At 53.7% G+C, this 23,460-nt stretch carries 21 protein-coding genes and 1 tRNA gene; 13 read left to right on the forward strand and 9 right to left on the reverse strand.

Annotated elements, in window-relative coordinates:
* The first annotated feature begins 29 nt into the window (after positions 1-29).
* Positions 30-105: transfer RNA gene (locus BLP79_RS10755), tRNA-Lys, on the forward strand.
* A gap of 798 nt (positions 106-903) precedes the next feature.
* Here the strand turns inward: BLP79_RS10755 and BLP79_RS10765 are convergent.
* Both BLP79_RS10765 and BLP79_RS10770 read right to left on the reverse strand, forming a co-directional pair.
* On the reverse strand, positions 904-1,992 hold the full coding sequence (locus BLP79_RS10765) for a GlxA family transcriptional regulator (protein ID WP_090218870.1): 1,089 nt from the start codon (positions 1,990-1,992) through the stop codon (positions 904-906).
* A 29-nt stretch (positions 1,993-2,021) separates the two neighbouring features.
* The gene (locus tag BLP79_RS10770; protein WP_090218872.1) at positions 2,022-4,424 is read right to left on the reverse strand and encodes a GcvT family protein; all 2,403 of its coding nucleotides are present in this window, start codon (positions 4,422-4,424) and stop codon (positions 2,022-2,024) included.
* Between the two features lie 221 nt (positions 4,425-4,645).
* Here BLP79_RS10770 and dctP point away from each other — a divergent pair, with 221 nt between their 5' ends.
* The 8 genes from dctP (at position 4,646) to BLP79_RS10810 (ending at position 13,225) form a co-directional block, all read left to right on the forward strand.
* Positions 4,646-5,629, forward strand: a complete 984-nt coding sequence (gene dctP, locus BLP79_RS10775; protein WP_090218874.1) for a TRAP transporter substrate-binding protein DctP — start codon at positions 4,646-4,648, stop codon at positions 5,627-5,629.
* A 64-nt stretch (positions 5,630-5,693) separates the two neighbouring features.
* Positions 5,694-6,197, forward strand: coding sequence for a TRAP transporter small permease (locus BLP79_RS10780; RefSeq protein WP_139163196.1), 504 nt, complete (start codon positions 5,694-5,696; stop codon positions 6,195-6,197).
* 1 nt (position 6,198) lies between these two features.
* Complete coding sequence (locus BLP79_RS10785; RefSeq protein ID WP_090218878.1) at positions 6,199-7,524, forward strand: TRAP transporter large permease; 1,326 nt, start codon at positions 6,199-6,201, stop codon at positions 7,522-7,524.
* A gap of 53 nt (positions 7,525-7,577) precedes the next feature.
* Positions 7,578-8,831 (forward strand): sarcosine oxidase subunit beta family protein, encoded by a 1,254-nt coding sequence (locus BLP79_RS10790; RefSeq protein WP_090219180.1) that lies wholly within the window; start codon positions 7,578-7,580, stop codon positions 8,829-8,831.
* Positions 8,832-8,845: 14 nt separating this feature from the next.
* Positions 8,846-9,112 carry a sarcosine oxidase subunit delta gene (locus BLP79_RS10795; protein WP_090218880.1) on the forward strand — a complete coding sequence of 89 codons (267 nt, stop codon included), beginning with the start codon at positions 8,846-8,848 and terminating at the stop codon, positions 9,110-9,112.
* Positions 9,109-11,904 (forward strand): FAD-dependent oxidoreductase, encoded by a 2,796-nt coding sequence (locus tag BLP79_RS10800; RefSeq protein ID WP_090218882.1) that lies wholly within the window; start codon positions 9,109-9,111, stop codon positions 11,902-11,904. The genes BLP79_RS10795 and BLP79_RS10800 overlap by 4 nt, the downstream gene beginning before the upstream one ends.
* Entirely contained in the window at positions 11,897-12,454 is a 558-nt protein-coding gene (locus tag BLP79_RS10805) for an aminomethyltransferase family protein (protein WP_090218883.1), read from the forward strand. The genes BLP79_RS10800 and BLP79_RS10805 overlap by 8 nt, the downstream gene beginning before the upstream one ends.
* 81 nt (positions 12,455-12,535) lie before the next feature.
* Positions 12,536-13,225, forward strand: a complete 690-nt coding sequence (locus BLP79_RS10810; protein WP_157843981.1) for a TetR/AcrR family transcriptional regulator — start codon at positions 12,536-12,538, stop codon at positions 13,223-13,225.
* On the opposite strand, the gene BLP79_RS20215 is transcribed toward BLP79_RS10810, so the two are convergent.
* Positions 13,222-13,527, reverse strand: coding sequence for an Lrp/AsnC family transcriptional regulator (locus BLP79_RS20215; RefSeq protein WP_332835866.1), 306 nt, complete (start codon positions 13,525-13,527; stop codon positions 13,222-13,224). The genes BLP79_RS10810 and BLP79_RS20215 overlap by 4 nt on opposite strands.
* 271 nt (positions 13,528-13,798) lie before the next feature.
* Between BLP79_RS20215 and BLP79_RS10820 the strand changes: the two genes are divergently transcribed.
* From BLP79_RS10820 to BLP79_RS10835, 4 genes are read left to right on the forward strand one after another with little or no spacing between them, the layout of a single operon-like run.
* Positions 13,799-15,004: a methionine gamma-lyase gene (locus BLP79_RS10820; RefSeq protein WP_090218894.1), complete on the forward strand. Its 1,206-nt coding sequence runs from the start codon at positions 13,799-13,801 to the stop codon at positions 15,002-15,004.
* Between the two features lie 31 nt (positions 15,005-15,035).
* Positions 15,036-16,352, forward strand: a complete 1,317-nt coding sequence (locus tag BLP79_RS10825) for a trans-sulfuration enzyme family protein (RefSeq protein WP_090218896.1) — start codon at positions 15,036-15,038, stop codon at positions 16,350-16,352.
* Positions 16,352-16,903 (forward strand): OsmC family protein, encoded by a 552-nt coding sequence (locus BLP79_RS10830; RefSeq protein ID WP_090218898.1) that lies wholly within the window; start codon positions 16,352-16,354, stop codon positions 16,901-16,903. Before BLP79_RS10825 ends, BLP79_RS10830 begins: the two co-directional genes overlap by 1 nt.
* A gap of 23 nt (positions 16,904-16,926) precedes the next feature.
* Positions 16,927-19,308, forward strand: a complete 2,382-nt coding sequence (locus BLP79_RS10835) for a 1-deoxy-D-xylulose-5-phosphate synthase N-terminal domain-containing protein (RefSeq protein ID WP_090218900.1) — start codon at positions 16,927-16,929, stop codon at positions 19,306-19,308.
* Between the two features lie 119 nt (positions 19,309-19,427).
* Here BLP79_RS10835 and BLP79_RS10840 read toward each other — a convergent pair whose 3' ends face one another.
* The 6 genes from BLP79_RS10840 to BLP79_RS10865 are packed head-to-tail and all read right to left on the reverse strand — an operon-like array spanning position 19,428 to position 23,457.
* On the reverse strand, positions 19,428-20,090 hold the full coding sequence (locus tag BLP79_RS10840) for a DsbA family protein (protein ID WP_090218902.1): 663 nt from the start codon (positions 20,088-20,090) through the stop codon (positions 19,428-19,430).
* Positions 20,091-20,117: 27 nt separating this feature from the next.
* Entirely contained in the window at positions 20,118-20,741 is a 624-nt protein-coding gene (locus BLP79_RS10845; protein WP_090218904.1) for a glutathione S-transferase family protein, read from the reverse strand.
* Positions 20,742-20,745: 4 nt separating this feature from the next.
* Entirely contained in the window at positions 20,746-21,642 is an 897-nt protein-coding gene (locus BLP79_RS10850) for an NmrA family NAD(P)-binding protein (RefSeq protein ID WP_090218906.1), read from the reverse strand.
* A gap of 10 nt (positions 21,643-21,652) precedes the next feature.
* Positions 21,653-22,591 carry a pyridoxamine 5'-phosphate oxidase family protein gene (locus BLP79_RS10855; RefSeq protein ID WP_090218907.1) on the reverse strand — a complete coding sequence of 313 codons (939 nt, stop codon included), beginning with the start codon at positions 22,589-22,591 and terminating at the stop codon, positions 21,653-21,655.
* Positions 22,592-22,615: 24 nt separating this feature from the next.
* Positions 22,616-23,002, reverse strand: coding sequence for a YybH family protein (locus BLP79_RS10860; RefSeq protein ID WP_090218909.1), 387 nt, complete (start codon positions 23,000-23,002; stop codon positions 22,616-22,618).
* A gap of 23 nt (positions 23,003-23,025) precedes the next feature.
* Positions 23,026-23,457 carry a DUF4440 domain-containing protein gene (locus BLP79_RS10865; protein ID WP_090218910.1) on the reverse strand — a complete coding sequence of 144 codons (432 nt, stop codon included), beginning with the start codon at positions 23,455-23,457 and terminating at the stop codon, positions 23,026-23,028.
* Between the last annotated feature and the right edge of the window lie 3 nt (positions 23,458-23,460).

The raw sequence follows: 23,460 nt of genomic DNA on the forward strand, positions 1-23,460 counted from the left end.
CTCAAAGTGTTGCCTGATGATAAGAGAGTGGGCCGTTAGCTCAGTTGGTAGAGCAACTGACTTTTAATCAGTGGGTCGCAGGTTCGAATCCTGCACGGCTCACCACTCAAACATCAGTTGTGATGTAATCACGACTGAGTTTCCTTTCAGTCAGGTTATTTGCATTTTTGCGTCAGAGTACAGTTCATGATTTTCTGTTTCTTATGTCTTTTTCGTCTTGTGACAAGAGATGAGAAAGGAAGCACATTCTGAACCAGAATCAAGAATCAGAAGTCAGAATGAGGTTTTCTACGCATTTCAACAGCACCCCGCATGGTGTCCATTTTAACGGCAGCATGAAACGCTATTTCATCTTAACAAGTGCGACGATAGCAACGGCAGGTAGCCGAGCGACGAGAAAAGTCGGTTCCGATTGCGCACAAGTGTTCGCGGTGTCATCCCAGTCTGGCTCGAAGCGCCACAATGTGTTCGGTGTATATTTTTTGAAAGCAAAATGGAGCTGATCTTTATCTTGCTTGCCACAACTTCTGGAAAAGTTGTGGACCTCTGGGAACGAGGCAAAGTTGCTCCCGAGCACAAGGCACCCTGTTTCCGACGCGCTTTCCAACAGTTTCCGACGAGAGGTCACGGCCATTTCTGCGTCGGAGTCGAATTTGAAATGCCATTCGGGATACCGGCACTGCGCGGTTGTGTGGATCGCATCTCCTGTAATTAGGGCACGCCGGTCTCCGTTGTTGATCTCGACCGAGACGTGGCCGGGTGCACCCACCGCTGCCACATCCTAGAAACCGGCAACGATAGCTACCGATTCAGTTCTCAGTGACAATCAACAACCAACTCCCAGAGATACAGTTTCAAAGATACTTCGAATTGAGTTCTGACGTAATCAGTACAGTTACATTTCTAACGAATCTTCAAACCGGTGCTTTTTCGGGTTTTTTGCAGACTTTTTCTGAATTCGTTTCGATATGCGGCGGCTAAACTTGCAACGGAGGAAAAACCCGTTGCCAGGGCGACATTGAGAAGCGTCATGTCGGTTTCCATTGCGAGTGCATGTGCCTTCCGAACTCTTAGGCTTCTGTAATATCGTGCGGGGGGAATCCCGACGTTTTTGACAAACAGCCGTTCCAGCTGACGCAGGGATACATTTACTCTATTCGCAATATCTTTCGGTAAGATCGGCTCTTCTATATTAGCTTCCATGATTTCTATAGCGCCAGAAACCTTGGACCCAAACGCGCTCATCAAATAGCCTATCCCTTTAGGTTGTTCAGACCTGCTATCACGAATTGATTGCACCAACAGGCGGTTGCATATTTCCATATATTCGCTTGGCGATATTAAGTTAGCGATTAAGGTGATGATCAATTCCGGTGTGTAGTTTAATCCGGCTGACGTCACGATTCCCTCAGAAACTGCTGCATATCGGCGCGTTAAATTGGGGTAGCTACCTGTCTCCTCCAAGATCCAAACGTCATACCAATGCGTCGCTACCGCCGCATTTGTGCTTCGCCATTCGCGGATAAACGCCGTCGCGGCATCAGAAAGTAACACGACGGGGGCAGACTGCCTTCGCATAGCGCGTACTCGCGGCAGCCAAGCATCTAGTTTTATTCCGTTACCACCGGTGACAACTAAAAATGTCTTAAGATTCTGGTCCCATATCAAAGGCTGCGCTCTCGCAATCATTCCGCAGCGACCTTCGACCAATCCCGGCGTGTCAGAAACGAACTCCCAATGAAATTGTTTTCTTTCCAGTATTCGATTGGCCATATCCAAAACAGATGTAACTGCAGCCACTTCGAGGTCAGAGAAACTGTTCTGGATAAAAATTTCGAACGTTATCGGTGTATTTTTTGCGTTTCGATTGGCCGTATTGTCAGGAATCTGGTCCATACAGATCAACAACGTTTCCCTTCCCATCGTGGCTGTTGTTTCAATCCCATCAAAACCGTAAGGTGAAGCCCCACTAGAAAGGGGGGCTTTACGCATTCAAAATGAGATCAACGTATCAAGATCGACTAAGCCCGCATTTTCGACCCAGAAGGATCATATGGAGACATTTCGATAATTGTCGCTTGCTGACGCTCTCCCGCGATATCAACAGTGACTGAGGTGCTGACCTCGGCATGTGAGATATCAATAAGAGCCATGGCAAAGCTTTTCTGCAACCGATGCCCGTAGTCGCCCGTTGTTGTCATGCCGACAATCGAACCTTGTGAACGTACGGGCTCAAAGCCCATCGCATCCGCGTTATTCGCCTCGATCTCCAACATGCATAAGACGCGCTCAGGCGGAAGGTCATTCTTCGCGGCCCCCTTGCCAACAAATTCTCCCTTATCCCATGCGATCCATCGATTTAGTCCGGTCATTTCTGGTGTATAAGCCTGTGTAAACTCTCCATTCCAGATGCCGATGCTTTTTTCCAAGCGCAGTGAAGCCATGGCCCGAAAACCAATTTCACGAATGCCCAAGTTGCGCCCGGCATCAAGCAACATTCGGCGCAAAGTTGCATGTTCAGTGGTCGAACAATTGATCTCGTAAGCCAATTCACCGGACAGTGACAAACGAGCGAGTTTGACACGCAGCAGACCCAGATCAATGGTGATAGCATTCATCATCTTGAGTCCGGATAGGTCTGTTTCGGTTAAGGTCTGTAAAATTTCGCGGGCCTTAGGACCGTGCAAAGAAAAACCGCTCATCGCGTCTGACTGATCACGGATAACGGCCCCAACCGCATTATGGTCGTCAAACCAGCGCTGGTGGAAAGCGCGCAGATAATAGCTACCCATCAGCCAATACGTTCCGTCGCCCCAGTTGAACAGCGTCAGATCTCCTTTGAGGCGGCCATCCTCTGCCAGCATGGGGGCAAGTTTGACCTTTCCGGGCTTTGGCAATTTACACGCGAGCAACTGGTCCAAAAAGGCGTCAGCGTTTGGACCGGAAATTTCGAACCGCGAGTAGGCGGTGATGTCCAGCAGGCCCGCAGCAGTTTCTACGGCTTTGCATTCCTCGCCCACCAGATCAAAAGCGGCATTTCGTTGCAGCGTTCCGGTTTCTACAAATTCAGGGTCTGGAGCGAAATATGCAGGTGCTTCCATGCCCCAAATGTTGGTCCAGCGGCACCCGGCCGCGCTCATATCAGCATAGGCGCCGGGGGTTTTCAGGTTGCGCCCTGCGGGAAGCTCTTCGTTTGGGTAGGTGATCATGAAACGGCGGGCATAGAACTGACCCGTTGTCTGACGGATATATTCCCGGTTGGATTGATGCAGTCCAAAGCGTGCAACATCCATGCCAAATACATCTTCTTCAGGGGCACCGTTGATCATCCATTCCGCAAGCGCTTTCCCGACGCCACCTCCTTGGCTGAAACCTGCCATCACACCGCAGGCCACCCAATAACCCCGTGGCCCAACCGGACCAACAAGCGGGTTGCCATCCGGTGCAAATGTGAAGCCGCCATTGACCCAACGGCGAATGCCTGTCTCGGCCAGTGCCGGGAAGCGTTCGAACCCGATCTCAAGCTCGGGCATGATCCGGTCAATATCCTCGGGGATCAGGTCCATGCCGTAATCCCAAGGGGCACCATCCATCATCCAATGTTTGACATTGCGCTCATAGACGCCCAGTAGCATTCCGTCCCGCTCCTGTCGGGCATAAGTAAATCCATCAAGGTCTGCCACGAGAGGGATTTCTGTTTTGCGCTCGGTCAGAGCCGGAATGCTGTCAGTGATCAGATAGTGGTGTTCCATCGGTGTGACGGGCAGGTCAACGCCCGCCATAAGCCCGCATTGCTTGGCCCACAGGCCGCCCGCATTCACAACATGTTCCGTGTGAATGGTTCCCTGTTCGGTCACGACATCCCATGTGCCGTCACCGCGTTGATTAAGTTCCAGAACACGGTTGCGCAGGATCACATCGGCACCGCGTTTCTTGGCTGCCCCTGTATAGGCGTATGTCACCCCGTTGGGGTCCAGATACCCTTCGTTATGATCGTAAAGCGCGCCATAAATATCATCAGTCTTCATAACATCACCAATGATGTCATGGACTTCGTCACGAGACATTAGTTTTGCGGAGTTAATGCCAATAGCTTGGAAGGTTGAAAGCCCGGCCTTCAACATCTCCCACCGCTGTGGGTTGGAAGCCAACATCAGGCCACCGGTTTCATGCATTCCAACACTTTGCCCGCTCTCGGCTTCAATTTCTTTGTACAGGTTGATCGTATAAGCCTGAAGCGCTGCGATGTTTGGGTCGGCGTTAAGCGAAAAATATCCCGCAGCCGCGTGCCAGGTTGACCCTGCCGTCAATTCAGCACGCTCTACGAGTGCAACATCTTTCCACCCGAATTTTGCAAGGTGGTAAAGGACTGATGCCCCCACGACCCCGCCTCCAATGACAATTGCCTTATATGCAGACTTCATTGTTTCTTAGCCTCCCACTGTCCTTAAGGACAGAATTTTTCCTTCACCATGCGTTGGATCAGATGAGCCGCCAAAATACCGATCGGTGCGTGCGAAGAGAATCCTTGCATTCTTAATATAGTTTAGCCTATGTTTAACCGTAGGGAACCCTATTGTTGAGAGGATCCCCAAAAAAATAAAGCACCAACAAAAAAAATGACGCCCCAACATGGAGAACAACTATGAAAACCCTTTTGCTCAGCAGCGCTGCAGCCTTGTCGATGATTTGCACAGCTGCCTTCGCAGAAATCGAACTGAAGATCGCAACAGATTCAGGCACAAATGATGCCCCTTCGGGACTTGCAATCGCCAAGTGGGCCGAGCGTATTGAAGAAGGCAGTAACGGTGAAATTGACGTAAAAGTCTTCTATCAGGATGAGTTGGGCAGTCAGCTTGAAGTGTTTGACCTGTTTGTTGCCGGTGAAGTCGATCTTATGCTCAGCTGGCCATCCACGTCATATGACAAGCGAATTGGTGTCGTGAACACACCTTTCATGGTCTCCAGCTGGGAAGAAGCAAGCGAAGCTTTTGGCCATAATGGCTGGGCCAGCGAGATCATGAACGAAGTTTTTGGCGGCATCGGCCTGAAGTATCTGGGCGCATGGCCTGAAGGTTTTGCTGGTGTTGCAACACGCGGCACGTTCTCAACCAATATCGAAGATGCAAACGACATCAAAGTCCGTGTTCAGCCATTCTTCCCAATCCCCAACACCATGCAGGCGCTTGGATATCAGACCGAAGCGCTGGAATGGGGGGAGGTGTTCACATCAATCCAAACCGGTGTTGTTGACGGCGATTCAGGGAACGTAATCTACTGGGATTATGAATTCTTCGGCGAGTTGCTGGATTACTATGTCCACACACGCCACGATTTCGTGACCGGCAACATTTTGGCAAATGCCGATACGTTTGACGGTATGTCGGATGAGCACAAGCAGCTGATCCTCGACACCTCGGCCAAGATGATGGACGAGCGTTTCAGCGGCGCCCGCGCTGAAGACGAAGCCAATATCGCACGCGCCGTGGAAGGCGGGATGCAGTATATCGAGCCTTCGGAAGAGGAAGTCGCAGCAATGAAAGTGGCGGTCCGCGATGCGGTCTGGCCCCTGATGGAAGACCAGATCGGTGCTGACATCATGGACAAGATCAGAGCCAAAGCAAACTGATCCCGCCAAGTGCGTGGGCCATGGCGCATACCGCTATGGCCCTTTCTTTCATAGCGAGGCAAACATGCAGAAACTGCAAAAGATCGACGATTTTCTTTTCGTCGTATTTAACGTGATGATTATCCTAACCAGCGTTTTCATGACTGGGCTGGTCTTTTTTCTGGTACTTTCCCGTTACTTTTTTGGGTCGTCGATGATCGGTACGCTCGAAATGGCAACGATCTGCGCGCTCTGGCTGTACATGCTAGGTTGTATGGTCGCTTCACGAAACAACGAGCACCTGACCGTCGACTTTCTTGAGCAGAGCATCGTCCGACCGAAACTCAAGGCGTACTATGAGATCAGCAAGTCCATCATCGTATTTGGCATTTCACTGTTCGTACTTTATCTCGCGAGCGAAATGCTGGCTTGGGCTCTAAAGCGGCCTCAGACGACTCCTGCGTTGGGTATCCCGCTTCTCTGGCAGCAAGCATCGATGCTGATCGCGACCGTCTTCTTTGTGACCTACGGGTTTCGAGACGTAATTCGTGCGTTCGGTTTGCTCAAGACGAACGAAGGGAGTGAATGACATGGAGCCCGTCTACGGTATCCTTATCCTCATTGCCTTGATGATTTATGGTGTCCCAGTTGCTTGGTCTTTTGCGGGGGTGTTGGCCTACTTAGTTTGGGCTTACGACACAAACACTACCACCCTTTTTCTACAAGGGTTTCGAGGCCTGAATTCAGTCATTCTGCTGGCGCTGCCACTATTTATTCTCGCCGGTTACCTGATGGAATCCGGGGGCATTGCCCGGCGGTTGATCACGTTTATGGAAGCGTCGGTAAAAGGGCGCAGAAATGGTTTAGGGTCCGCGCTTGTGATGTCATCCGCTGTCTTTGGAGCGATTTCTGGAACGGCCACTGCCGCCGTCGCGTCCATTGGCACAATCATGGTCGACCCATTGGCTGAACGTGGTTATCCCCGTCCATACACCAGCGCTCTTTTAGGGATATCTTCGCTGCTCGGCATTCTTATCCCACCATCTATCACATTGATTCTGTTTGGTGTTGTGACACGTCAGTCGATCACAGCGCTCTTCGCGGCCACCGTGGTGCCGGCAATTGTTCTGATCATTGGATTGATTATTTACAATAAGATCGCCTGTAAGACCTTCCTGCGCGAGTTCGACGAAGCACAGGCCGCAAAATCTGATGACCATAAACCGACCCAGACAGATGCAGAGCGAGACGGTTTCTGGAAGTCAGCATTCAAAGCCATTCCAGCACTCCTCATGCCCCTCGTCATTCTTGGCGGAATCTATGGCGGGTTCGCAACACCGACAGAGGCAGCTTCGATCGCAGTGGTTTTGTCAATCGCGGTTGGCTTCTTCATTTATAGAAATCTGACACCCAAGCGATTGATAACAAGCATTGTAAAGGCCGGAGAAACGACCGGTACTATTATCATGATCCTACTGTTCTCCCTGATGATCGGGCGGATCATGGTTGCAGAAAGTGTGCCGCAGGATCTGACAAAATTCGTGACGTCTCTGACAGAGAACAAGATCCTGATTTTGCTTATCGTAAATGCGTTTCTCACTTTCGTTGGCATGATCATGGATGACGTTTCTGTCACCGTCGTGATTGCGCCTTTGTTCATGTCCCTGATGGTTTCAGTTGGCGTTGATCCAGTACATTTCGCATCTATCGTTGCGTGTTCTGTCGTAATCGGCGCGAATAGCCCACCGATGGCACCCATTCTCTATATGGCATGTAAGATCGGCAAAGCATCAATCCATGAATCGGTCAAACCTGCACTGCAACTGATCTTCTTCGTAGCTCTGCCGGTTATGTTGATCGTGACATACGTACCAAGCCTGTCGCTGTTTCTGCCACGGCTTCTTGGGGTGTACTGATGACAAGTACGTTAGCGCAAAAATCAGCCAAAGCTACACAAGGTGAAATCGATATGACGCGCCACTATTCGGCATTTTCGGTCTTCCGCGAAGGGTTAAAAGGTCACAAAGGCTGGGCGCCGCTTTGGCGGAGCCCAGCCCCGCAAGACGCCTATGATGTGATTGTCATAGGTGGCGGTGGCCATGGCCTAGCAACGGCGTACTACCTGGCAAAAAATCACGGCATCAGAAAGGTTGCCGTGATCGAAAAAGGCTGGCTGGGTGGCGGCAATACGGGTCGGAATACGACAGTGATCCGGTCGAACTACTTCTACCCAGAAAGTACACGGCTCTATGATCTTTCGGTTCGGCTTTACGAAAAGCTCTCCCGCGACATCAATTACAACGTGATGTTCTCGCAGCGTGGAATGATGGTGTTGACCCATTCCGAAGCTGAGATGGAAATAGCCTCACGAACAGTAAATGCGATGCAGATCAATGGAGTGGACGCGGAACTGCTGGATGTCAAAGACGTTCAGAAAAAAGCACCCATTCTAAATTATAGAAGCGACGCCAGATATCCCATCCATGGCGCCATCTTTCAAGGGCGCGGTGGAACCGGACGCCATGATGCGGTCGCCTGGGGCTACGCGCGCGCAGCTGACCAACAGGGTGTTGATATCATTCAGAATTGCGAGGTCACCGGCTTTTTGATCGAAGGTGGCGTGTGCAAGGGTGTCGAAACTACACTGGGAAAAATCCGGTCTGATCGCGTTGGCGTCGCGGTTGCCGGTCATTCTTCGGTGCTTGCCGAAATGGGAGGATACAACCTGCCCATCAACTCTTACGCACTTCAGGCCTTCGTCACTGAGGCGGTCAAGCCAGTCATGGATACAGTCGCCTTTTCACCTATGACGGGAAGCTATTTCAGCCAGTCCGACAAAGGTGGTTTGGTTATTGGCGGCGGATTGGACCGCATTCCATCCTATGCGCAGCGTGGTAACACGCCGACGCAAGAGACTGTTCTGTCCGGTATCATTGAGATGGCACCTGCACTGGCCAAGGTCAAACTGCTGCGGCACTGGGCGGGCAACGTGGATGTGAGTCCTGACAGTTCCCCTCTAATCGGACCTTCGGGCACTCAGGGCATCTATATTAACTGCGGTTGGGGAACGGGGGGCTTCAAAGCTATTCCGGCAGGCGGATATGTCTTTGCGCATTTACTGGCGACCGGCAACCATCACGATATCAGCCGACCCTTTGACCCTGACCGTTTTCGTACTGGCCGCCTCCTAGATGAGGCTGCCGGCTCTGGCATTGCGCATTGAAGAAAGTAAGTTGAATGCAACGTTTCTCCTGTCCATTTTGCGGTCTTCGCGACGAACGAGAGTTTCATTTCGCTGGCGAGGCCGGAAAAACACGTCCTGACACCACACAAGATGTCAGCGACAAAGAGTGGGCCAACTACCTGTTTTTTTGCAAAAACACCAAGGGACCAACCCGCGAGATCTGGGTTCATACAACCTGCCAGGAATATTTCATCATGGAACGCGACAGCGTCACCATGGAAGTATTGGGCACCACCGCGATGAGAAAGGATACGGCATGACCGGGCACCGCATTGGAACGCGCGGTCTGCTTGACCGCTCGAAAACACTCAGCTTCCGTTTTGATGGAAAGACTTATCAGGGATTTCAGGGCGACACCGTCGCATCAGCCCTGCTGGCTTCTGGCGTCCGCATTTTCGGCCGCAGTTTCAAGTACCATAGGCCACGTGGTGTTTGGGGCGCTTGGTTCGACGACCCGAACGCAATAGTTGATATCAAACACGGCGGCGTGCACTACCCTAACTGTCAGGCAACCATGACTCAGTTGGTCGACGGAATGGAAGTTCGTTCCGTCAATGCCTGGCCGACAGCTCAAAAAGATCTGAAAGGTATTTTGGATCTTGCCCAAAGATTCATGCCTGCCGGGTTCTACTATAAGATGTTTATGTGGCCAGATTGGCACCTTTTCGAGCCAATGATCCGGAAAATGGCAGGGATTGGCACTCTCAGCGCAGATGTCCAAGACGATTTCGAAGCCGCGATCTTGCATGAGCACTGTGAAACACTCGTCATCGGAGGCGGGCCCGCTGGATTGACGGCAGCTCGCGCTGCAGCCAAAGCCGGAAAGTCGGTTCTTTTGATCGATGATCATCCCGACTTTGGCGGCAGTTCTTATCGTTACCCCAATGATGCCGCGGAAGGGCCGTCATATTGGGTTGCTGAGCAGCTATCCGCAATTGAAGATGCCGGTGGACGGGTGTTGAGCAGCACAACTGCGATTGGCGTCTATGATCATCAGGCGGTTTCGATTGTTACAGATCGAGGGCTTGGAACTGCTCCCGTCGTCCGGAAACTGCGCCCCGATAACGTCATTGTCGCAACCGGTGCTGTAGATCGCCCCGTCACCTTTTCCAATAATGATCGCCCGGGAGTTATGTCGCTGGATGCAGGCGCAGAGTTTCTGGCGCGCTTTGGCGTTCTGGTTGGTCAGCAGATCGCTATCCTTTCAAATCGTCCGGACGCACACGATGTGGCTGCACAGCTGGAAAATGCAGGCGCGAAAGTCGATTTACTTGATCCGAAATCGGACCCAGCGAAAGCGATTGGCTACCGAAACCTTAAAGGGGTGCGCGTCGCCGGACATACCTATCCTTGCGATACGATCCTTGCATCGGCAGGGCTGACACCGCTGGTACATCTCTGGCGTCATGCTGGCGGGAAGCTTGATTGGGACGAGGGGCGACAAACATTTGTACCGTCCACAGGACCAGATTGGATGCGCGTGATCGGTGGCGCGAATGGCACCTATGAAAGAAGCGCAGTTGAGGAAGAGGCTAGAAGTGCCGCGCTCAACACCTCACGGCCTGAACGTCATGTCTATAGCATTTCTCCGCTTCTGCCGAACACGAAAAATACCGAAGGACGTCAATGGATAGATTTCCAACACGATGTCACACTCAAAGACGTGGCGCTAGCCCATCGCGAGAACATGGTTTCGGTTGAGCACCTGAAGCGGTACACTACGCTTGGCATGGCTGGCGATCAGGGTAAAACATCGAATATAGCCGGTCTGGCGGCCATGGCCGATCTAAAGGGTCAAAGAATCCCGGAAGTTGGCACGACCACATTCCGCCCGCCTTTTGTACCTGTTCCACTAGAAGCCTATCGCGGTGCTTCTCGCGACACACAGGTCGCGCCACTCAAACGCCTTACGCTTGAACCTGAGCACCGCGCGCTTGGCGCGGCACTTGGGGAATATGGCGGCTGGCTGCGTCCAGCCTGGTATGGTGGTGACGATGAACAAAGTGCTGTCGCCAGCGAGTGCAAGATTGCGCGAGATGCTGCCGCTATTATGGACGGTTCAGCGCTCGGCACGATTGAAGTGATCGGCCCTGACGCGCGCGCCTTTGTAAATTTTGTCTATTACAACACCATGTCCAATCTGAAGCCCGGCCGCATCAGGTATGGCTTTATGCTGACCGAATCCGGTTTGGTTTTTGACGATGGGGTCATTGCTTGTGTGGATGAAACGCGTTTCATCATCTCTTGTTCTTCTTCTCATGCAGATGCAGTCATGGCGCATCTTGAAAACTGGCGACAGGACAGTTTCGACCCGGATCGCGTTCATATCCATGACACGACCCAGAACTGGTCCACGGTCACGATCGCCGGCCCCAAGGCCCGTGCCATCGTCGACGCGTTGGGTGTTCTGGACACGTTGGACGATTTTGCGCACATGACGCTGAGGTTTGGCGCATTCGAAGACGTTCCGGCCCGTGTTGCACGTGTCAGCTTCACCGGGGATAGCAGCTTTGAAGTTTCGGTGCCCAACAGCGCTGCGGTGAGGTTGTGGCAACGGGCGATCGCTGCTGGCAAGCCACATGGCGCTGGCCCCGTTGGGGCCGAGGCGCTGGTCGTCTTGCGGGCCGAAAAGGGTTACATCATCGTTGGTAAAGACACCGAAGGGGAGACCATGCCCCACGACCTTGGGTTTGGTGCCCCTCGCCTTCGCAAATCCGCAGCGTTTGTCGGAGACCGAAGTCTACATACAGAAAACGCCAACCGAGAGGATCGCAAACAGTTTGTAGGTCTCTCCGTCGAAGATGGCGAACCTAAGCTTCCGATTGGAGCGCATATCGTAACGGTTCAAAATGGGGAGCGGCGGTCTCTGGGGTACGTAACCTCTAGCCACGACAGTCCAACCCTCGAACGACCGATCGCGTTGGCATTGGTAAGCGGTGGTCTGGGGGCCATGGGCCAGCCGGTAGAAATCTACCACATGGGAAAAACCCGGCGGGCAACTATTACACCGTCCTGTGCATTTGATACCGAGGGAGCACGAATTGATGCGTGATGATCGCAGTAAATGGCCAGCAATCTTGGGCCGAAAACGCCCTGCACTGTCAGGTGTAGGCATCGAAGTACACATGCTTGATGTGGGACGACAAACCGTGATCAGCGGTGCGCTGAACAATTGCCTTTCGATTTGCGGTGCAGATATCGCGATTAAGGGCGGCACAGAGATAGCATCGGATGATTTCTATGCTGTGAGTCAGAGACGAGATCGTATTCTGGTTGTGAATGGACCAGTCTTGTCCGATGGGTGGCATGTCAGCGAAAGCGTTGCTGTTTCGGACATGAGTTCCGCTTATGCAGTTTTGTCCATTTCCGGTCCGAATGCCGAACGACTGATCGCCACAGGTACGGAATTTGTTGCAAATGCGCCTTCGCCCTCTGTTTCGCGATTGTGGCACGGTTTTGGTGTTCTTCTATATCGTCATAATCAACCCCAGACATACCGTATGCATGTCAGGGCTGGGCTCTTAGAAGCGGTTTGGGAGATGCTTGACCGGCAGATCGTCACTTTGACTGGTCTTTCCGAGCTGGACACAGCATATACGTGAGCGTCACTAATACGTACGGCCACACCGGACAAAATCGGATGAAAGTAAGCTGACGAACGAATCTATGGATCGGAAACCAAATTGAGCGCTAAGAAAAGAGCACCAAAGGCAGGTTCGATTTCAGCGGAAGACTGGATTTCAGCGTCGCGTGGCGTGTTGATCAAGCGTGGCATATCAGCCGTAAAGGTTGAGCCACTGGCTCGTAAATTGCAAGTGACCCCAGGAAGCTTCTATTGGCACTTCAAGAACCGCGATGCGCTTTACCGCGCGCTACTGAAAGATTGGCTGGCCACCAATGTTCATCCGTTTATTGAGGCCCTTGAGGACGCAGCCGACGAACCCCGCGCCCAGTATCTCGCTCTCGCGTATGTCTGGGTGTTGAGCCCCCAGTTCGATGCCCCATTGGATGTTGCGGTTAGAGAATGGAGCAAAACGTCTGAATTGGCAGCACGAACCCTACGCTTTATCGATCGCAAACGGATTTCATTGTATCAGTGGGTGCTCGAAGGGTTTGGCCACGACCCCATGTCGGCTTTGGTACGCGCGCGCACGATGTACTACCATCAGATTGGTTACTACACGATGCGAATAGAGGAAGATTCGGATAAACGGCTTCTGCAAATCCCTTATTATGCCGAAATCATCGCAGGGGATACATGGTTGAAGGACCTGAAAACACCGGACGAAATTCGGCGCACGTTAGCTGACTTTCCTCGACGCGAGAACTTGGCGGACCGCATGGCGCGTCGCCCCTTAACATCAGTAGATTAAGCGCCAAGTTTGGGAAATACATGCGCCTGCTTCACGACGCCATAGACAAAACTGGTGTCGATGGAATTAATGCATCCAATCTTGTGAATGCGTTGGCGGACAAACCGTTCATAGTCTTTAAGGTCAGACGCGACGACACGCAGCAAATAGTCAGCTGCGCCGGTCATGACGTAGCATTCTAGAACCTCCGGTATATTGCGCACTTCATTTTCAAACAGGCCAGCAACATCCGCCGTTTGCCCTTGAAGCGTGACACGAACAAACACGGTGATGGGCAGGCAGCCCATATGCTGCGGGATCAACGTTTACGCTATAGCCTCGTATCACCTGTTTCTGTTCCAGATTTCGGAGGCGTCTCAGGCAGGAGGGAGGCGATAGGTTCACTTCATCTGCAAGATCGAGATTCGTAAGTCATCCGTTGCTTTGCAACGCGCGGATCACCTTGCGATCTGTATCGTCTATTGTTGTTGTTTTTGGCATATAGTTTCAATCCAGACGCTTCTAGAGGCAAAGATAGCAACCAAATGCCTCTGACTCCATCCTAAAGTGCTTAAACGTACAGGAGGGGCTCTCATGAAGAAAGATGTTGCCGGGTTTTCAACACGGGCAATTCACCACGGCTATGATGCAGGACAACACCAAGGGTCACTGAACCCGCCCGTCTACCTGACCTCCACATTCACTTTTGAAACCGCTGAGGCGGGCGGTGCGATGTTTGCTGGAGAACAGCAAGGACACTTCTACAGCCGTATTTCCAATCCGACGCTTGATCAACTTGAAGAACGCATCGCCAATCTTGAGGGCGCGGAAGCCGGGTTGGCCACAGCCTCCGGCATGGGGGCAATTACCTCTGTTTTTTGGACACTCGTCAAAGCGGGTGACGAGGTCATCATCGACAAAACGCTCTACGGTTGCACCTTTGCCTTTCTAAGCCACGGGCTGACAAAGTTTGACGTCAAGGTCACTCCAGTTGATCTCACTGACCCCGAGAATTTGACCGACGCGATCACGGACCGCACCAGGGTTGTCTATTTCGAAACACCCGCCAATCCTAACAATCGTCTTGTGGATATTGCAGCGATCTCGCGGATTGCCCATGCAAAAGGCGCAAAAGTGGTGGTCGATAACACCTACGCAACACCTGTCCTCACCCGACCATTGGAGCATGGTGCAGATATCGTCCTACATTCTGCCACTAAATATCTGGGTGGCCATGGCGATCTGGTGGCAGGTCTCATCGCGGGCTCTGCCGAAGACATGACACAGGTCCGATTGGTCGGACTAAAGGACATGACTGGCTCGGTTATGTCCCCTTTCACAGCCATGTTGCTCCTACGCGGCTTGAAAACCCTGGAACTGCGGGTCGAACGGCATTGTCGCTCAGCAATGCAAATCGCCCAAATGCTTGAAGACCACCCGTCGGTGGCCAGTGTGCATTACCCCGGTCTCGACAGTTTTCCGCAAGCCGATTTGGCGCGTCGTCAGATGTCGGACTTTGGTGGCATGATCCCGTTCGAAGTTGTCGGTGGAAAAGATGGCGGTATTGCCATGATGAACCGCCTGAAGCTCATTCAACGGGCGGTCAGTCTGGGTGATGCGGAAAGCCTGATCCAACATCCCGCAAGCATGACTCATTCAACGTATACGCCGCAAGAACGGGCCGAACACGGAATTGCAGAAGGTCTCGTGCGCCTCTCCGTGGGATTGGAGACTGCAGATGACCTGATCGACGATTTGATGGCGGCCCTGTCTCAACACAATGCCATCGCGGCTGAATAGCCTGCACTGACTGGAGGATAAGGAGGATAAAATGACCAAGAAACCGCTATATGGCGATGCCACCAGCCAAGCCGCAAGCCGTAACCATGGCGGCTGGATCAACCAATTGGACCGCGCACGCAAATCCGGGCCCTTTCTTGATGCGCATCCGATGGACAGTATGGGCATGTCCACGAAGGCCGTCCATGCCGGAACGCATGACGACCCACGCACTGGCGCGGTAGGAACGCCGATCTACCAGGCGTCGACCTTCATTCTTCAGGAAGAAACCTATGGGTCTATCGAGGAAGGGTTTGGTCGCGATCGTTTCATCTACACGCGCTACGGAAACCCATCGCAATGGGCCGTCCAGGAAAAGCTTGCAACACTCGAAGGAGCCGAAAGTGCCATAGTGTTCAGCTCAGGTATGGCAGCTATCACGGCAGCGGTCATGGCCCTTGTCGACAAAGGTGCGCATGTCGTGGCGGCCAGCGATCTCTATGGCGGTACATACAATCTCTTCAATCAGGAATTCCCGTCGCTTGGCATGTCGGCCACGCTGGTAGACAGCTATGATCTTGAAGCCATTGAGGCTGCGATCCAGCCCAATACGCAAATCCTCTATTTCGAAGTGATCACCAATCCGGTGCTGAAGGTTGTGGACCTTCCAGCACTCGTCGATATCGCAAAGCGCCATAACCTGCGTTTGATCGTTGACAGCACTTTCGCCCCGCCCCCCGTCATGAAACCTTTGGAGTTGGGTGTGGATCTAGTGGTGCATTCGGCGTCGAAATACCTCAACGGCCATTCGGATCTGATCGCCGGCGTCGTTTGTGGACCACGCAAGCTCGTGGACATGATCTGGCCGCGATTGCTGAACTATGGCGGGTCGCTCGATCCGCACGCCTGTTTTCTACTGGAGCGCGGCCTTAAAACGCTGGATATTCGTATGAAGGCTCATGAAGCCTCGGCCACAGCATTGGCTGAGTTTCTTGAGACCCACCCTGCGGTGGAAAAGGTCTTGTACCCGATGCTGCCCAGCCACCCGGATCATGCCCGCGCAAAAGAGTTGATGAAGATGGGCACGGGCAACGTGACCTTCTTTGTCAAAGGAGGAGACCAGGCCGCTCTCGCTTTGATGGATCATCTGAAACTGCCAAAGCAGGCCACCAGCCTTGGCGGGATCGAAAGCCTCATCAGCCTTCCCTTCAATTCTTCACAAGCTACGATGACCGCGCGCCAACGCGCAGATATCGGCATTTACCCCGGTTGCGTCCGCCTTTCCGTCGGCATCGAAGACGCAAAAGACCTGATCGCCGATTTTGACCAAGCTCTCAATGCCATCTCCACCATGAAAGGTGCTGCATAATGCGTAACTCTATCCCCACCGCCGCCTTGAGCGAATTCGTCAACGAAGTCGCAGGCGATCCCGAAGAAGGCATTATGAGCTACGGTATCGAGATCGATTGGGAAAGCGGCACGCGCGCACGTTCGTCGACCAAACCGATGCTGGTCGGGCCGCATAAGGTTAGCCGTTCCTTCACCTGGAAGGCGGATGAGCCGCGTCAGCTGATGGGCAACAATCACGGACCCAATCCTCAGGAATTGCTGCTGTCAGGCCTAGGGTCCTGCATGATGGTCGCATTTGTAGCCGGTGCTACGGCTGAAGGTATTCAACTGGAGTCAGTGAAAATTGACTTTGACGGCGAGCTGGACCTGCGTGGTTTCATGGGGTTGGCCACCAATACACCCGTTGGGTTCCCTGAAATCCGCTACACCATGCATGTGACGGGCGATGGTACCCCGGAACAGTTCGAAGCGCTGCATGAAAAGGCCGTCAAACACAGCCCCAACGCACAAACGATCATCAACCCAGTCGCCCTGTCTGGTGAGATCATTATTACAGAAATCGAAGACTAACACGCGACCTGGGGAGGCTTGCTATGACCGCATCGCGCACGCATCTAAAAACTGTTGAACAGCTTCTACTGTGGCATTCGCACTGGATGATCCACCACGCGAACCATATCCGACCGAAGGTGGACGGGATCAAGATCGGTGGTCACCAGGCTTCCTCAGCCTCAATGGTGTCGATCATGACAGCGCTCTATTTCTCAGCGCTGCGGCCCGAAGACCGTGTGGCTGTCAAACCCCATGCTTCGCCGGTATTTCATGCCGCCCAATACTTGATGGGCAATCAGACCCGCGAGAAAATGGAAAATTTCCGCGGTTTGGGGGGTGTGCAAAGCTACCCCTCACGCACGAAAGATATCGACGATGTCGATTTCTCCACCGGCTCAGTGGGTCTGGGCGTTGCAATCACCTCTTTTGCCTCGATCATTCAGGATTACATAGCCGCGAAAGACTGGGGCAAAGGTTCCCCTATGGGCCGCATGGTAGCACTTGTGGGCGATGCCGAATTGGACGAAGGCAATATTTACGAGGCGCTGCAGGAAGGCTGGAAAAACGACCTGCGTAATACCTGGTGGATTATCGATTATAACCGACAGTCACTTGACGGAATTGTGCGCGAGGGCCTGTTCGAGCGCATTGAAAAGATCTTTGATGCTTTTGGCTGGGACGTGGTGCGGGTGAAACACGGGGCTCTGCAACGGGCCGCATTTGAAGAGCCGGGTGGAGACAAGCTGCGCGAGTGGATCGATGCCTGCCCGAACCAAGAATACTCAGCGCTGACCTTCATGGGGGGCTCTGTCTGGCGCAAGCGCCTCATGGATGATCTGGGTGATCAAGGTGACGTCACCGCGCTCATCGATCGGCGAAGTGATGACGAACTGGCCGCGCTGATGGAAAATCTCGGTGGAAACTGTGTGGAGACCATGGCCGACACGTTTGATGCCATCGACCACGACCGCCCGACCTGTTTTCTGGCCTACACGGTCAAAGGTTGGGGAACGCCAATAGCCGGGCACAAGGACAATCATGGCGGATTGATGAACAAGACCCAGTTTGCTGAATGGCAAAAACATATGGGTGTCGCTGAGGGTCAGGAATGGGAACGGTTCGCCGGAGTGGAAGATGTCGCCCATCTGGAAAGTTTCCTGAAGGCCGTCCCGTTCTTCGCGGAAGGACCACGCAGATTCAGCGATGGAAAGGTGTCGGTTCCTTCTGTGGAATTCAGCAGCGATCGCGAAATCTCGACCCAATCCGCCTTTGGGAAAATCCTCGATGGCCTCTCCAAAGGCGACAGCGAATTGGCCGCGCGCATTGTGACCACATCGCCTGATGTCACAGGCACCACTGGCCTTGCGTCTTGGGTCAACCGTCGCAAGCTGTTCGCTCGCTCTGAGCAGGCAGATGCCTTCATCGAGCATCGCATACCTTCGACCGCGAAATGGGCATTTACGCCCGAAGGTCAGCACATCGAACTTGGAATCGCGGAGATGAACCTGTTCCTTTTGCTTGGCGCGGCGGGACTTTCACATTCCCTTTTCGGGAAGCGCCTGCTTCCCATCGGCACGGTCTATGATCCCTTTGTGCATCGTGGCCTCGATGCGATGAATTATGCCTGTTACCAAGATGCGCGCTTCATGATCGTCGGCACGCCATCTGGTGTGACACTGGCTCCAGAAGGTGGCGCGCATCAGTCGATCGGTACGCCATTAACCGGCATGAGTCAGGACGGGCTGGCCGCCTTTGAACCCGCCTTTGCCGACGAGTTGGCGGTGATCATGGAATGGGCGTTTGATTACATGCAGCGAGATGGCGAGGGTGATCCAGATGAGCGCACTTGGCTGCGTGATGAGACCGGCGGCAGCGTCTATCTGCGCCTGACGACCAATCCCATCGAACAACCCGGAAAACGGCATGACGATGCGTTCCGGCAGGGTGCCATCGACGGCGCTTACTGGCTTCGCAAACCCGGTCCGAACTGTGAAGTCGTGATCGCCTATCAGGGTGCCGTGGCTTCAGAGGCAATCAAGGCGGCTGGGATCATCGGGGAGGGTCGACGTGACGTTGGTGTTCTCGCCGTCACTTCCGCAGACCGGCTTAATGCGGGCTGGACCGCCGCACAGCGCGCTCGCTCGCGTGGGAACGTGCTTGCCCGCTCCCACATCGAAACCTTGATGGGTGAATTGCCCTCACATTGCAAAATCGTCACTGCAATCGATGGGCATCCAGCCACTTTGGCGTGGCTTGGTGGTGTGGCGGGACACCAGACGATTTCACTGGGGGTAGAGCATTTTGGTCAAACGGGCACAATCGGTGATCTCTACAAGCATCACGGCATTGACGCGGGCTCCATCGCTGAGAAAATTCAGGGTCTTACGGACGGCAAGCACATTCGGATGCACGCCGTTTCGTGATCGTCAACTGGTCCGACATGGTCCGCAGCGCCTTAGCGGTGCTGGTGTGTTCAAACAAAACTATCGTGGCTTCATTGAGGCCACGATAATCTTCTTCACTACGTTACTGGAATTCGATCCTAACTTGGAACGGTGTGCGTCGCGCTCACCTTCTTGAAACTCACGATCTCATCGAAACGCGCGCGGAATGCTTCTGGCTGATACACGGAAGCGATCTGGCCAAGCAGCGTGTTGTCGTCCGAGTAGACAAGAATTGTCGGATAGGACTGGATACCTAGGGATGCGGAACGGTTATAGCTATCGGCGACCAATGGCGATTCTTCAGTCGCGCTTACAATCGCCTGGGTGTCGAGCTTGGGATATCCATGCGCGTCGCAAATTTCATCATAGGTGGCGGCAAGGTTGAGATCCTTGCCGTTCAGAAAATGTGCATCCTGAATGACATGCGCAAACTCCAATGCGCGTTCCGGAGCCAGAGCTTTCATCTGAAGAATGGCGTGGCTGGGTGGGGCTGAAATGCTAAGCGGAGCATCTTCACGCTGCAGCATGTCGCGGAACGGTTGCCCGATCGCACGCCCGGTAACCTGGGTCATCTTGACCTCGGCTTGGGCAATGTAGCCCGCCATATCAGAGTAGCTGCCCACCCGTTCGCCTTTGACCAATCCCCCCGGTACAACCTCGATGTCGACGTCTGGGTGAGATGAACAAAACGCATCAAGTGTGGGCGTGAAGCCAAAACACCAGCCGCAGAGGGTGTCGTGCCCATAGATGATCTTGGTCATGGAAAATTCCTCCGTATTGGGGCGGCCTCAGGCAGCTGACCCCATAATCTCTGCAACTGACTGGATTTTCGGGAAACCGTCCAAGGCTTCCAGACGGGCCAACCAAGCTTTGACATTGGGATAGTCAGCCAGAGAGACACCTGCCTCTTCGACGGCAGCAATATAGCCATAGTTCGCCACATCTGCGATGGTCGGTCTATTCCCCACAAGCCAGTCGTTTTCTGCCAGACGCGGCTCAAACATGGTGTTCATCAGGGCATGGGTTTTCTCGACCGCGCCGTCATAGTCGATTGGTACACCGAAGAATTTAGCGATACGCGCGCCGCAGGGTCCTTCGAACACTTCTTTGACACTGGTTGTCAACCATTCCTGAACCTGTGCCGCAGCGACCGGGTCCGTCGGCAGCCATGTACGATCCGCGTCGTATTGCATAGCCAGATAGGTCAGGATTGATGTGGAATCGCGCAAGGTGACATCACCATCGACCAGTGCGGGCACCTGACCCAGCGGGCTGATCTTCAGATACTCGGGTTGCTTATGCGCCCCGGTTTGCAGGTCCACGAGGACGGCCTCGTGGTCTACATTCAACAACGACAGCATGGCTGTGGCGCGGTGAGCGTGACCGGACAGGGGGTGTGTATAGAGTTTCATGAGGCTATCCTTGTTGGGTAAAGTGATTGCGATGCCGTGACACCCAGTCGGCAAAGGATGTCAGTTTGAGATTGAACCGGTTTTCGATCTCCGAAGGGTCGGTCAGGAAGCCGGGTTGGAACTGATCCGGATTGGCCTGCACGCCGCCATACATACCGGCGATCATGCCAGCGACGTGTGCGCCAGCCAGCACCGAAAGCTGTGACTCGAACGTGGCGGGGGTCATCACGTCATAGGTCAGATTTCTCCCCAGCACCTCGCCCATGATGCGGGAAAGGTCATCGCCATCTAATGCCGCAGGTCCGCCAAGGCGCAGCACCTTGTTCGGCAGATCGCCTTGCAAGGCCTTGTCTGCAACACGGCCAAAATCAGCAGCAGCACCCCATTGCATCTTGAAGCTGGCAGGCGTCGGATAGGCAAGCTTGCCGCGCGCAAGCCCTTCGGCGGTCCAAGGTCCAAGCAAATTTTCCATGTAGGTGATTGGCACCAGCCCGAGGAAGGAAAACCCGTCCTCCTGCAATCTACGCCACAACACGGCACCGGGGTCAGTGGTCGACGACGGGTCCATGATCGGCCCACCCGTGTTCCAGACGACACGTGTAATCCCGGCATCCTTTGCCGCCTTCAGCGCATTCACACCATAGGCGTTGCGGTCATCATTCGGGTCAGTGATCAACGGGACGTGCAAAAACAGCGCGTCCTGCCCTTCGCTGGCGCGGCGTAGGGTTTCGACATCAGCCATATCGCCTGTGACGACATCGACCCCGGCAGCTTTCCAACGCTCCGCGCCGTTGGAGGAACGGGTGAAGGCGCGGACTTGGTGACCTGCATCAATCAGAGCCTGAGTGCCTGCAGCCATCTGTGCGCCATTCGCGCCGTAAGAGAGAATTTTGAGGGGCATAATGCAGCTCCTATTGCTGGGTCAGGTCAGGATTGACGGGGGATGTTTCGATGAATTGCCACCTCAGCTCCGTGGCCGCCGTGCGACGTGTCACGCCCGAGATCGTGACTTGCAACAGACGCAAGGCACCGGGATGAGCGGCAGCGGCGGCCGGATCCTCGATCAGTTTGGCTGTGCCGTGCAGGTGAAGCTGGTCACCCGTTTCAAAATCGATAAATAACAGAGCCGCATCCGGGTTCAGCAACAGATTGCCAAACGTGTTGTAAAGATCGTTGCCACGGTAGTCGGGGATCGTGATTTGGGTCGCACTGTTTACTGACACAAAGCCGGGCTGGCCCCCACGGTGATTCACATCCACCCCTTCGTAGGGCGCGTCAGAGCCGTCCTGCACATAGGATGCGATAAAGAACGTGTCCGAGCGAGTGATCAGCTCGATGTCTTGCGGATCGAGCGATTCATAGACCTCCGCTGCGTTTGGCGGTGAAGTCATGCCGTTATCGCAGATATCCCGCAGATTGATGTATTTCGGACAGTTGCCATAGCTTTGGACAACGATGATGCTGATCTGTCCATCGTCCATGGCCGACACGCGCCCGTGCATCCGGTTGCGGCGCCGGTTTGACAAATCAATCCCCAAGACGCCAACCGGCTGGCCAATAGCAATCTGATCAAAGGCCGGCAGGCCGGTACGGTTGCCTGTTTGAACAATCAACGTCTTAGGATCCGGGGAGGAAGCAAACCCAGCTGGTCCGGTCAGTATCGTGGTATGAGGGAGACCTAGCCGGTCTACCGTGCCCAGAAAAATATATTCCAGACCCTCAAAAAAATCCCGGTGTTGATCTGGCATGTGATCCCGCATCAGGTGCTTGGTCAGCATGTCGATCTTCTCACGCATGCCAACCTGATTTTGCAGGCGCAGCTCACCTTCGTGAAAATGTTTGATGGTCATTGCAATCCTCCAGGAAGGTGGTGATCAGGACAAAGCAGGTGGGCCGTTCGGACAGTCGATCAGGTAACCCCAGCCGCCGTTTTCCAGCTTCTTGGCCACTTCGGTAGACTGACCTTCGGCCAGGACTGCGCCGTCAGGCGCAACGACGCTCCAATTGGCGCGCAGCAAGGCGACATCACCATTGATCACCTCACAGAACACATCGCTTTTGATGGTGGGTTTCAATTCCATGAACCCTTCAAATGCCTTGCGTGCACCGGTCAGCCCCATGAGTGGTGGTTGATCGGGCGGAAAGAAGATCTGGCAATCCGGGTGGAACATCGTGGTTATTCCATCAAGATCGCCATCTTGAAGGTAGGCGTTGACGCAATCCGCGATCTCGCGGGGCTGTTTTGCGATGTATTTGGACATGAAAAACCTCTGGTTGAGATGGATTAAAAGTCGAAGGAACCGGCGTCGCGTACGCTGTCGGGCAACCAGGTTTCCTGGATGTGCAGCCATGTTACGGGGGTGGTCATCTTCATGAGCACGCTGGTGACACGGGCATTTTTGTGTGCTGATTGCGTGGCCCCTATCTGCCACTCGGTATAGGTCGCCATCACCAGATCCCCAATTTCCTGCCGGATTGCGACGTCCCGGATCTCTATGCGGAAGTCAGTGTTCGAACCATATCCGCTGTCGAATCCGCCTTTCAGCATATCGCCTGTCAGGATGTGCCCTTCTGGTGGGATGAAGATGACGTTATCGTCCAGGTGGGACAGGAACCGTGGCGCAAGCTGGTCGCGCTCTACGGTACCGTTGAACCACTGGGTGAAGAAATCGTGCAAATCGACGATTTCCTTGGTGACGATTTCGAGCGTCGACATGTT

This window comes from Epibacterium ulvae, from assembly GCF_900102795.1.
Classification (GTDB): domain Bacteria; phylum Pseudomonadota; class Alphaproteobacteria; order Rhodobacterales; family Rhodobacteraceae; genus Epibacterium; species Epibacterium ulvae.